14 protein-coding genes are annotated in these 11,249 nt (G+C 61.4%); 4 read left to right on the forward strand and 10 right to left on the reverse strand.

The genetic code is table 11. The features are described 5' to 3' along the window. From VGI36_08785 to VGI36_08800, 4 genes are all read left to right on the forward strand, one after another. Nucleotides 1–345, forward strand: a 345-nt coding sequence (locus tag VGI36_08785; GenBank protein ID HEY2485232.1) for a hypothetical protein, incomplete at its 5' end; no start/stop codon positions are given. A 24-nt stretch (nucleotides 346–369) separates the two neighbouring features. After that, nucleotides 370–1,200, forward strand: coding sequence for an MOSC N-terminal beta barrel domain-containing protein (locus tag VGI36_08790; GenBank protein ID HEY2485233.1), 831 nt, complete (start codon nucleotides 370–372; stop codon nucleotides 1,198–1,200). Between the two features lie 49 nt (nucleotides 1,201–1,249). Continuing rightward, nucleotides 1,250–1,867, forward strand: a complete 618-nt coding sequence (locus VGI36_08795; GenBank protein ID HEY2485234.1) for an XRE family transcriptional regulator — start codon at nucleotides 1,250–1,252, stop codon at nucleotides 1,865–1,867. Nucleotides 1,868–1,900: 33 nt separating this feature from the next. Continuing rightward, on the forward strand, nucleotides 1,901–2,635 hold the full coding sequence (locus VGI36_08800; GenBank protein ID HEY2485235.1) for a glutamine amidotransferase: 735 nt from the start codon (nucleotides 1,901–1,903) through the stop codon (nucleotides 2,633–2,635). A gap of 88 nt (nucleotides 2,636–2,723) precedes the next feature. Here VGI36_08800 and VGI36_08805 read toward each other — a convergent pair whose 3' ends face one another. The 10 genes from VGI36_08805 to VGI36_08850 all read right to left on the reverse strand — a co-directional run. Continuing rightward, complete coding sequence (locus tag VGI36_08805) at nucleotides 2,724–3,785, reverse strand: acyltransferase (protein ID HEY2485236.1); 1,062 nt, start codon at nucleotides 3,783–3,785, stop codon at nucleotides 2,724–2,726. Between the two features lie 226 nt (nucleotides 3,786–4,011). Then, nucleotides 4,012–4,317: a ferredoxin family protein gene (locus tag VGI36_08810; protein HEY2485237.1), complete on the reverse strand. Its 306-nt coding sequence runs from the start codon at nucleotides 4,315–4,317 to the stop codon at nucleotides 4,012–4,014. 274 nt (nucleotides 4,318–4,591) lie between these two features. Then, nucleotides 4,592–4,906, reverse strand: coding sequence for a hypothetical protein (locus VGI36_08815; protein HEY2485238.1), 315 nt, complete (start codon nucleotides 4,904–4,906; stop codon nucleotides 4,592–4,594). Between the two features lie 104 nt (nucleotides 4,907–5,010). Continuing rightward, nucleotides 5,011–5,655, reverse strand: a complete 645-nt coding sequence (locus VGI36_08820; GenBank protein HEY2485239.1) for a hypothetical protein — start codon at nucleotides 5,653–5,655, stop codon at nucleotides 5,011–5,013. A 128-nt stretch (nucleotides 5,656–5,783) separates the two neighbouring features. Continuing rightward, nucleotides 5,784–6,203 (reverse strand): ATP synthase F1 subunit epsilon, encoded by a 420-nt coding sequence (gene atpC, locus VGI36_08825; GenBank protein ID HEY2485240.1) that lies wholly within the window; start codon nucleotides 6,201–6,203, stop codon nucleotides 5,784–5,786. A gap of 20 nt (nucleotides 6,204–6,223) precedes the next feature. Further along, nucleotides 6,224–7,645, reverse strand: coding sequence for a F0F1 ATP synthase subunit beta (gene atpD / locus VGI36_08830; protein ID HEY2485241.1), 1,422 nt, complete (start codon nucleotides 7,643–7,645; stop codon nucleotides 6,224–6,226). A gap of 37 nt (nucleotides 7,646–7,682) precedes the next feature. After that, the gene (gene atpG / locus VGI36_08835) at nucleotides 7,683–8,555 is read right to left on the reverse strand and encodes an ATP synthase F1 subunit gamma (protein HEY2485242.1); all 873 of its coding nucleotides are present in this window, start codon (nucleotides 8,553–8,555) and stop codon (nucleotides 7,683–7,685) included. Nucleotides 8,556–8,566: 11 nt separating this feature from the next. Next, nucleotides 8,567–10,105, reverse strand: a complete 1,539-nt coding sequence (atpA, locus tag VGI36_08840) for a F0F1 ATP synthase subunit alpha (GenBank protein ID HEY2485243.1) — start codon at nucleotides 10,103–10,105, stop codon at nucleotides 8,567–8,569. Between the two features lie 10 nt (nucleotides 10,106–10,115). Continuing rightward, nucleotides 10,116–10,655, reverse strand: a complete 540-nt coding sequence (gene atpH / locus VGI36_08845; GenBank protein ID HEY2485244.1) for an ATP synthase F1 subunit delta — start codon at nucleotides 10,653–10,655, stop codon at nucleotides 10,116–10,118. Beyond that, nucleotides 10,652–11,249: ATP synthase F0 subunit B (locus VGI36_08850; GenBank protein HEY2485245.1), on the reverse strand; the 598-nt coding region annotated here is incomplete at its 5' end. The genes VGI36_08850 and atpH, both read right to left, overlap by 4 nt.

Consider the following 11,249-nt stretch of genomic DNA (forward strand, 5'->3'; position numbering starts at 1 on the left):
GGGGCGTACTTTCTGATCTCGATTGCCGCGCCCGCGTACCTGAGCAAGCGGCACGAACTCTCACCAGGCGCGCTTGGTCTTTCGATCGCCTCGGTGGTGCTGCTGCTGGTTCCGGCGGTGGGCAGTGTCTACCCGGTTCCGTCCTGGCCGGTAAACATCTTTCCCTACATTTTCCTGGGCTATCTGGCGCTGGGTCTCGGATGGTTCATGGTTCTGCGCAGCAATCGCGATTTCATCAACACCCTCAAGGACCGCATCCACGCCGAACACGGTTCCGCACCGATCAGTCTCGCGCTGCACAAGACACCGGCGGCGGTTGACGCACCGAAGAAGGCGACGGCCTAGACGGGACCGATCGAGGAGAACCACATGCATACGCAAGAAGTGGCTGGTGCGGTGGCAACGCTGTGGCGCTACCCCGTGAAATCGATGCTGGGTGAGGAGATCAATTCCAGCGTCGTCACCCCGCGAGGTTTGCTTGGCGATCGCGCTTACGCGTTGGTGGACCAGACAACCGGCAAAGTAGTCAGCGCGAAGAACCCCCGAAAATGGCCAGGTATGTTCAGGTTTCGCGCCGCGTTTGTCGAAGCCCCGGACATGTACGAGGGACTGGCGCCAGTACGAATAACCTTGCCCGACGGCGTTTCGGTGACAAGTTCGCATCCAGATCTCGACAGCCTCTTGTCGCGCGCGGTCGGCTCAAGTGTCGCGCTTAAGTCGCAACCGCCGGCCAATCCGAAACTAGAGGAGTATTGGCCCGATGTGGAGAACCTGGCGCATCGTGAGACCGTCACCGAGGAAGCGATGCCACCCAACAGCTTCTTCGACGGTGCGGTGGTCCATATCCTGACCATCTCGACCCTGGAACGACTGCAATCCATCTACCCCAGTGGAAGATTCGAAGCGCGGCGCTTTCGGCCCAACCTGATCGTAGCTCCCGCAGCGGCGGACCAGGGCTTCATTGAAAACGAGTGGGTCGGGCGCACGCTAGCTATAGGAAGCCAGGTGCGCCTCAAGGTCACCTGCGCCACCGGCCGCTGTGTGATGACGACGCTGGCGCAGGGGGACCTGCCCAGGGATGTGGGAATTCTCAAGACGGCGGTCAAGGGGAACGGCGCAAACGTTGGGATTTATGCGTCGGTCGAGCGCGGCGGAGTGATCCGCGCGGGCGACGCGGTGACAGTCGAAGGGATCGGATAGGAGCCCTGGGGCCGAGGGGGCGCAGGAAAAGTTGGGTTGCCCGACAGGCATGCCTGATGTTAGTTCACTGCGCATGGCGGCCGGGATCACAAAACCTCTCGGGCGGGTTCTCACTTCGCTGGGAGCGCAGCTCAAGGTGCTGCGCACTCAACGCGGATGGACGCTGGAGAGGCTCAGCAAAGAGAGCAAACTATCGGAGCCGTATCTGTCGCGCCTGGAAAGCGGAGTCCGCCAACCTTCGCTCGCAGCATTGATCACCCTCGCACACGTTTACGAAATCCCGCTGCGCACCCTGTTGGAAGGTGACGGTCAGGCAATGCCCCCGTGCAGGATCATCCGGTCGGAAAGCTCAGGGGCGAGGATTAGCAACGGACTAGCCTATCGCACGGTTTCCGGCGGCGGAGCCCTGACCGGCCTGCAGGCTATGGAGATGCGGATTCCCGCCAATCGCCACAACCAAAAGTTTTACCGTCACGAGGGCGAAGAGTGGCTGTATGTTATCTCGGGCGGACTGAACCTGATTTTCGAGCACGAACAGCATTCGCTCCAGCCCGGGGATGCGGCGCATTTCGATGCACGCACTCCCCATCGCCTCGCGGCTGCGGGAAAGCGGGACGCGGTCGTGCTCCTGGTAGCCGCCGCTGGGACCCAGGCTTCGCAACCATGAACCGGGTATCCCGAACTTCCAACTGGATGAACCATGAAAAGTGCGATCGCGATTCGCCACTTGCATTTCGAAGACCTTGGCACCCTTGCTCCTATCCTTGAAGGGGCCGGCTATCAGGTTCGATATGTGGACGTCTGCGTCGAGGATCTCGCCGCTCTGAATCCCGTCGAGTCCGATCTCCTCATTGTGTTGGGCGGGCCGATCGGCGCGTATGAAGACCATCTTTACCCGACTCTGAAAGACGAGCTTAAGCTGCTCGAAAAGCGTCTCGCGGCGCAACGCCCGACCCTGGGGATTTGCCTTGGCGCTCAGCTCATGGCGCGCGCTCTCGGGGCGCGCGTCTATCCATCAGGCGGCAAAGAAATTGGCTGGGGACCGGTTACGTTAAGTGGCGCCGGACGCGACTCCGCGTTTCGCCATCTGGGGCAAGACGGCGTTGCGGTACTTCATTGGCACGGAGACACCTTCGATCTGCCGCAGGACGCTATCTTGCTGGCCTCGACCGGGTTTTGCCGCAATCAGGCGTACGTGTGGGGTGCTAACGCAGTGGGTTTTCAGTTTCATCCGGAGGCTTGCGCGGCGCGGCTCGAGCAGTGGTTCATCGGCCACGCCTGCGAGATTGCGGCTGCCGAGCTCTCGGTCGCGGCATTACGCGCTGACACCGCCAGGCACGCATCGCGCCTGGAAGTCCAGGCGCACAAAAGCTTCACGGAGTGGTTAGCTTCAATTAGTTATTTGGTCGGCAGTTGCAAACCAGTAGCGCCGTGAGTGTCCGATTTTCCTGAGACACGATCGGTAGGGTACACGCGACACCGCGAATCGGCGGCGGATGACCATGGGCGGCGCAGCCGGTTTTTCAGCTTGCGGGGTTGCGGCGCGCGTGGATTGGACTTAGACGATTCGACCGATCGCGGGCACGCGGCGGAGCCCGGCGCTGGTTCCCCAGCTCAGAAGCAGCACTCCGGAAAACACCGCGACGGTCTTTGGTGATTGGTCCGAGCGCAATGGCGAGAAGCGCCATCTGCAGCCACGACACGAACATATAATGGGTTAGGTACATCCCGTATTCGTTGGCGCTCAGGCTGTCGAAAATCGGGTTGCGGCGAGTGATAAAGCGAACGAACAGCGCCAGTAACGCGAATGAAATTGCGCCGCAGGTGAGCGCAAAGACGAACCCGCCAATGGCGTTGGCGACCGCGGGCGACAGCGCGCTGCGTCCCGACATCGCCAGCAGCGAAAATGCAATGCTCGCCACACAGATCACCAGCATCGCTAACGTCCATCGTCCCCAATGCCGCGCCAGCTTTCCGTCGGGCGCGAGTAATCCGCAGTCGATTCCGTAGGCGCCGACGCCGATTCCCGCCAAGAAATAAACCGCGTAGTGGACCAGACGCGCGGTTTGAAACTGAAACGGTCCGATGCTGGTCCATGCAAGTGGTCCGAACACTGCAACCATTGGCACGTAGGCCGCCATCGAAGCCGCAACGAACATCGCAAAAAAACGCACCGGATGCTCACGCGCGTTTTCCGCCAATCTGCTCAGCGCGGCGGCAAATCCCGGAGCAACCGCGAAGATTGCGCCGATCACCAGATCGAAAGCAAGCAGAAGCCAGATGAACCACGCCGGCCCGGTCGGCCAGTCGCCGAACGAAAGCCAGTCGTGAACGTAGTCCGCGACTCCGCGCCCTCCAGCCATCAGGTAGGACGGGTAGTAAGCCAACGGCGCGACGATCGCCGCGGCGAACAGGAATGGGATGCCCAATCGCTTGAAACGATCGCGGAGGAAGGACGCGTTTCCCTTGCGTATCAGACTCGACCACACGAACAATCCCGACACGAAGAACATCAGCGCCATGAAAAAGGTGTCATTGAAGCTGACGAAAAGGGTGAGAAGCGCCGAATGCGAATGCGGGTCCACGATTGGGAACGCTCGCCACAGCATCGGGTTTTGAGCAGCGGCGCCCGCGAGGTTGGCACGCCCCAGAAATAGGCGACGGCGGAATGATGGGCGAGCACGAGGATGACAAGAAAGCCGCGCAAGTAGCCGATCGCGACGTTGTATCCGCGGCTCGCGGCATGCGCAACCGGTTGACTACCGAGGTTGGGCGGCGCCCGATGCAAGAGTTGTAGCTGATGACCCCATGTCAAAGGCTCGACGAGGGTCGCAACAGCTTAATCGCCCGCTCGGGACAGGCAGAGACGCACAGGCCGCAGGCGTGGCAATTTTGCGCGTCGACAGCGAACGCCTGGCGGTTTCCGTGGACCCAGGCCTTGAGTCGCGCACCCAGCGGCACCGCGTGCTTATCCCGGTCGCTTAGCTGGCGCATCTCGAAGACGCTGTAGGGGCAGACCTCCACGCAATCCTCTTTCCCTTCGCAGCGCGATCGGTCTATCACCGGCACGAACACGCCGGGTTCGTGTTTGCAATCGGAAACCGCTGAGATGGCCATGTGATCCTCCGAGCATCTACCGGAGCAATATTCGCGCCGCCTGCGAGTTCCCCTCTTAGTGGCCTTGAGAGGTTGATCTTCAGGGCGGCAGGTGCAGGCTGCAGATTGCGCCGCAACTTCCCGATGGCGTGCGGCGGAAGGTTGTTGGGAACTTAAGCGTTGAGCGGCTTTTCAAAAGAGTAGAACGAACCGCGCAACGACCATCGTCACGGCATGGTCTTTCGAGCCAGCGTTTCCCGGTCCAGGGTAGCTCGACACCATTCTGCAGGTTCCGCTACGCCATCAACATGATGACCAGGCCACCGCTAACGATCATACCCCCGCCCAGCAATATCCGGTCGTCGGGAACCTGCCCGAAGAGCGCCCACGAGATGATCTGCGAGACCAGGAAGAACAGTGCGATATAAATTCCCATCAGTCGATTGAAATCGACGCCACTCGTGTTGACGAGTACCCCATACGCAAACAGCGTGATTGCACCGGCGGCCATCCAGTACTTGGGTCCCTCAAGTCCCATCCGAACGAGCGCGTCACCTACCACTTCAAGCCCGGCGGCAAGCAGCAGGACGAATAGTATTCTTGGGAACAAGCCTTCCTCCTCCGAGTCGCACCAAACAATTCGACGTGCATACAAATCTATGCGACTTAACGAATCTCAAACCAGCCAACGACTTGCGTTTTGCAATCCGAGCACTAGTGATGGCCGCCGCCAAAATGGCCGCCCATGCCATGACCAAATCCTCCGCCTCCACCAAAGCCATGCCCTCCGCCCCCGCCATGACCACGGACGCCACCGGAACCAACGCCCTTACCTGTGCCGCCCCCTGGTTTGGGGCTTTTGATCCCGCCGCCCTGAAATCCCCCACTTGCGCCGTAGTAGCCCATTCCGTACCCGTACCACGCACTCCACCCGCCCCAAAAAAATGGCGAGGGTACCGCGCCATTGAACGCGCTCGCCATGAGGCCTTGTTGTCCGATGCTCTCTTCGGTCTCATTCTGTTGGTATTGCGCGAGATCGTTTTGGTGCTGAAGCGCAAGCTCGTAGCGATCCGCTTCGGCCTGGTTTCCCTCAAAGAGACACTGGCAGTAGTCGGGGTCGTAGTACCAGAAGACCACGCCCGAAGCGGTCTGGTACTGGTTCAATTTGAAGGTTGGAAGCTGCTCCAGGTCTTCCGAGGGTGTGTCGACCAAAACCTTCGTAAACCCAGCATCCTCGAGCTTTGCTTCCGTGTCACGAACGGTCCCTTCATCATTGGTCGCGGTCGCACAAGACCAGAGCGTGCCGAGCAGCAGGAGAGCAAACAGTCCAAGCAGCGCGCGATGGGTCCGCACTTCCATCCCAAGCTAATTTAAGGCCGGAAGCAGCTCGAGAACCAAGAGGTAATCTTGGGGGCTGAACAACTTCAAGCCGACCAACTCAGATCAGCGGCATAAGAAACCGTTTGGGGCCGGAGCGTCGCGCGGGGTTATCGAGCGGAGGGGGCGCTGGAAGCCTGGATGCGAGCGCGCGCCAGCAGGAGCGCTTCCTCTGCCGCGGGGTAGCCCGCGTCGTAGAAGCTGATGGTTGCCATCTGCTGATTCGCCGCGCGTTCTTCGTCCTGGGCCTGCGCCCGATTGATCGAAGCGGGCGTCTGTGCGCCGCTGGCAAGCACCGTCATGGCACCGTCCTTTACCTCGGTGAGCCCTCCGGAGATCACCCAGGTTTCGACGGTGCCATCGTCTTTCTCGATCTTCAGCAGCCCGGGCGTGAGCGAAGTGATGAAGTTGATGTGATCGGCAAGCACGCCGAATTCGCCAAGCGGGCCGGTCGCGGTCACCTGTCGGGCGCGTCCCTCAAAGACGACTCCGGTCGGCGTGACCACCTTCAGTGGAAAATTCTCTGCCAAGTACAGCGCTCCCGCCCGGATCAGCCTTCGCGTGCTAGCCGTTCGGCTTTTTCGCGCGCATCGTCAATCGTGCCCACCAGCAAAAACGCCTGCTCGGGTAGATCGTCGCAGTTGCCGTCGAGAATTTCCTTGAAGCCGCGCACCGTTTCCTGGCGGGGCACGTACTTGCCCGGCAAGTTAGTAAACGGTTCCGCCACGAACATCGCCTGCGACAGAAAGCGCTCGACCCGTCGCGCGCGCGCCACTACCAGCTTGTCCTCCGCCGAGAGTTCCTCCATCCCTAAGATCGCGATGATGTCCTGCAGGTCCTTGTAGCGCTGCAGGATGGCCTGGACGCGGCGCGCCACCGTGTAGTGTTCGTCGCCGACGACCTGCGGATCGAGAATTCGCGAGGTCGAGGCGAGCGGATCGACCGCCGGGAAAATCGCCTTCTCGAAGATCTTGCGATCGAGCGCCGTAACCGCATCCAGATGGGTGAAGGTGGTTGCTGGCGCTGGATCGGTGTAGTCGTCGGCGGGCACGTAGACGGCCTGCACCGACGTGATGGAGCCCTTCTTGGTGGTGGTAATGCGCTCCTCCAACTCGCCGATATCGGTGCCCAGGGTCGGTTGATAGCCGACCGCGCTCGGCATGCGTCCGAGCAGCGCCGACACTTCCGAATTCGCCTGCACGAAGCGGAAGATATTGTCGATGAAAAACAGCACGTCCTTGCCTTCCTCGTCACGGAAGTATTCCGCAACCGTGACTCCGGAAAGCGCAACCCGCGCGCGGGCCCCGGGCGATTCGTTCATCTGTCCGTAAACTAGCGCGGTCTTGGAGAGCACGCCCGATTCGTGCAGTTCGTGGTAGAGGTCGTTGCCTTCGCGCGAGCGCTCGCCGACTCCCGCAAACACCGACACGCCCCCGTGCTGTTTGGCGACGTTGTTGATGAGTTCCTGGATGCACACCGTTTTGCCCACGCCGGCGCCGCCGAACAATCCGATTTTGCCCCCGCGTGAATACGGGCAAATGAGGTCGATCACCTTGATCCCGGTTTCGAGGATCTCGACTTCGGTGCCCTGCTCATCGAAGGCCGGCGCATCGCGATGAATGGGCATCAACTTCACACCCTCGATGGGCCCCGCCTCGTCGATCGACTCGCCGGTCACGTTCATCAAGCGACCGAGCGTCCCGGGACCGACCGGCACCGAAATCGGCGCCCCGGTGTTATCGACCGGCATACCTCGCACCAGCCCGTCGGTGGTGTCCATCGCGATGCAGCGTACGGTGTTTTCGCCCAGGTGCTGTTCGACCTCCAGCACCAGGTTGCCGGACTTGTCACTGATGGCGGGATTGGTGACCCGCAGCGCGGTTAGAATCGAAGGCAGCGAACCGTCGGAAAATTGCACGTCGACGACGTTGCCCAGTACCTGGCTGATGTTCCCTTGCTGTGTGTCGCTCATATCCAGCCGTCTTCCCGTGTGATCTTGAATCGTGAGTCTAGCCGCGCAGCGCCTCAGCGCCGCCGACGATGTCCATCAGTTCTCTGGTGATCTGCGACTGCCGCGCGCGGTTCATCTCGAGCGTCAATGTGTTGATCATCTCAATTGCGTTGTTGGTCGCATTGTCCATCGCCGTCATCTTCGCGCCGTACTCCGACGCTTCGGCTTCCAGCAACCCATGAAATACCGCGGCTTCCAGGTAGCTCTTCACCACCACCGGAACCAACTCTTGAGGGCTCGGTTCGATCAGATAGTCGACCGCCGCGGGCGCTTCATCCGCCGTGCCTCTCTCGGGCGGCGTCACCGGTAGCAATCGCTCGTACACGGGTTTCTGGGTCAGTGCGGAGTGAAACCGAGTGTAAACAATCGACGCTTCGGAAATGGCCCCGGATTGGAAATCCGCGAGCATGCGTCCGGCAATCAAGCGAGCCAGTTCTACAGTCGCCAACCGCGGCAAGTTGTTGGTGCTCTCCAGCGCGATGGGCGCGTTGGTGCGTTTGTAGTGATCTACCGCTTTCTTGCCGACGGCGTAGTAGCGAACCTCGAGGCCATCGCGTTCGAGATTGCGGCGCACCTGCTCGCCCTCACGGATTACGTTGGTGTTATAACCGCCGCACAGACCCCGGTCGGCCGCAATCACGACAACCAGCGCAGACTTCTTTGCATCTTCGGCCGGTGCAATGTCCACCCCTTCGGCGTTGAGGAGCGAATCTGCCACCCGCGCCAGGGCCTCGCTGTACGGCCGCGCGGCAATCAGCGCCTCCTGCGCGCGGCGCAGACGCGCCGCCGCGACCAGCTTCATCGCGCGCGTGATCTGCTCGGTCGATTGAACCGAAGCGATCCGGCGTCGGATTGCCTTGAGCGTGGCCATCGGCCATCCGGCTAGGCGGGCATCGCCCCCTTGAGGTGTTCTGCCTCGAATTGCTTCAGGAAGTCTCCGATCGCCGCGCGCAGCTTCTTGCGGAGATCATCGCCCAGCTCGCGCTTGGTGATGATCTCGTTCAGCAGGTCAGCATGGCGCGCATCGAAATACCCGTACAGTCCTTTTTCGAACGGGCGGACCTGCGCAATTTCGAGCTTGTCGAGAAAGCCTTCGTTCCCGGTAAACACGATCAGGACCTCTTTCGCGGTGGAAACCGGTTCGTACTGATCCTGCTTGAGTACTTCCGTGAGGCGCGCGCCACGGTTCAGCAGGCGCTGGCTCGAGGCGTCCAGTTCCGAGCCGAACTGTGCAAACGCAGCCATCTCGCGATATTGCGCGAGGTCCAGCTTCATCGTGGCGCCGGCCTGTTTCATCGCCTTGATCGCGGCGGTGAATCCGACGCGCGAAACCGACAGGCCGACATTTATCGCGGGACGGACGTTGGAGTTGAATAAGTCGAGGTCCAGAAAGATCTGCCCGTCGGTGATCGAAATGACGTTGGTCGGAATGTACGCGGAAATATCGCCGGCCTGGGTTTCGATAATCGGCAGCGCGGTCAGCGAACCCGAGCCCGCCTCTTCGCTCATCTTCGCCGCGCGCTCCAGCAGCCGCGAGTGCAGGTAGAAGACATCGCCCGGATACGCCTCGCGACCAGGCGGGCGGCGCAGCAGCAGCGCCAGCTGCCGGTACGCGGTCGCATGCTTGCTCAGATCGTCGTAGATGATGAGCGCGTCCTTACCGTTGTCGCGAAAATGCTCGCCGATGGTGCATCCGGTGTAGGGCGCGATGTACTGGAGCGGCGCCGCCTCCGAGGCGGTTGCGGCCACCACCAGCGTATATTCCATCGCGCCGTGGCGGTTGAGCTTCTCAACCAGCTGCGCCACCGTGGAACGCTTCTGGCCAATCGCGACGTAGATGCACTGCACGCCCTGGCCCTTCTGATTGATGATGGTATCGAGGGTGATCTGAGTCTTGCCGGTCTGCTTGTCGCCGATAATCAACTCGCGCTGCCCACGCCCGATCGCGCAGGTGGCGTCGATGGCCTTGATGCCGGTTTGCAGCGGCTGTTTGACGCTCTGTCGCCGGATGATTCCGGGCGCCTTCAGCTCGATCCGGCGGGATTCCGACGATTTTATGGGACCCTTGTCGTCGATCGGCTGACCCAGCGAGTTAACCACCCTGCCCAGCATCGCGTCGCCAACCGGCACTTCCACGATGCGCCCCGTGCGCTTGACCTCGTCGCCCTCGCTGATGGCCTGCGGGTCGCCGAACAAGGCAGCGGCGACGTTGTCCTCTTCGAGGTTCAGCACCATCCCGTAGACCTGGTGAGGGAACTCAAGCAACTCGCTCGACGCCGCATTCTGCAGCCCGTAGATGCGGGCGATGCCGTCGCCGCAGGACAGCACGCGGCCGGTCTCGCGGACCGCGATCGAGCCTTCGAAGCCCTTGATTTCGTTCTTGAGTATCTCGCTGATTTCCGATGGTCGAATGTCCGCCATAAATTCCTGCTCAGGCTTGGCCCGCAAGTTTCAGCTGCGCTTCCTGAAGCCGCCCTGCGAGGCTGCCGTCGTATGTCTTGCCGGCGAGTTCGGCAACCACGCCGCCCAGCAATTCCTTGTCGACCTTGATGGTCGGGATGATCTTCTTTTTGGCTATGGCTTCTAAGCCGGCCAGGACCCGCGCCTGTTCCTCGTCCGATGGCTCCACGGCGAAGGTCAGCGTCGCGCGCTCCCGCCCGAGCATTTCATCAACCAGTTCGCGGTATGCATCGGCGATGGCACTGACCTCGGCGATTCGGCCATGACGTGCGATCACCACCGCCAGCGATCGGAGCGGGAAGCTCAAATTCAGGCGCTCGGCGATTTTTGCCATCGCCTCCTGGCGCGCGGTGTTGCTTAGCTCCGGCGAAGCGAGGCGCGCTTCAAGTTCGGGCGAATCCACGATCGCGGCCAGGCGCTCGAGTTCGCTGCCCCAACTCTCTACCTGCCCCTTCTCCGCCAGTTCGATCAGAGCGCGCGCGTAGCGTTTGGCGACTCGGGTAGCTCTCATCGCTGCGCCTCAAGTCCGAGCCGGTTCATGAAGCCTTCGAGGAGCCGGCTTTGGTCGGCGGCCTGGAAATGGCGGGCAATCAGCTCGCGCGCGAGTTGCGCCGCGGCCGACGCCAGATTCTCGCGCACGCGCCGCTGCGCGTTGTCGACCAGCGCCGCCGCGGTGACTTCGGTGTCGCGGCGGATTCGCTCTGAGTTGCTCCGTGCCAGCTCGGAGATTCGGTTCAACTGGAATGCGGTCTCCTCTTCCAGCTCCCGCTTGAGCCGCGCCACCTCACCTTCCAGCGCGGCGATGCGCTCCGACGCGGCCCGCGCCAGGGTCTCGGCCTCCTCAAACGCCTTCGCAGACTTCGCGAGATTGGAATGGATACTGGAGGCGCGATCGGAGAAAAACCTGCGCAGCGGCGGTCCCCCAAAATAGACCACAACGAAAGCGAAGAGCAGAAAATTTATCACGAAGAACAAAAGGCCAAGCCAGGAGCCGTGCCCCTCGGCTTCTTGAGCCGCCATCGCGGTCGATGGAAAAAGCGCGGCGAGGGAAACGAGGGCAGTTGCAATCCAGCGTTTCATCGTCGTCAATTGTGCGTTCCGTCGC

The sequence above is a fragment of the Candidatus Binataceae bacterium genome, assembly GCA_036495685.1.
Classification (GTDB): domain Bacteria; phylum Desulfobacterota; class Binatia; order Binatales; family Binataceae; genus JAFAHS01.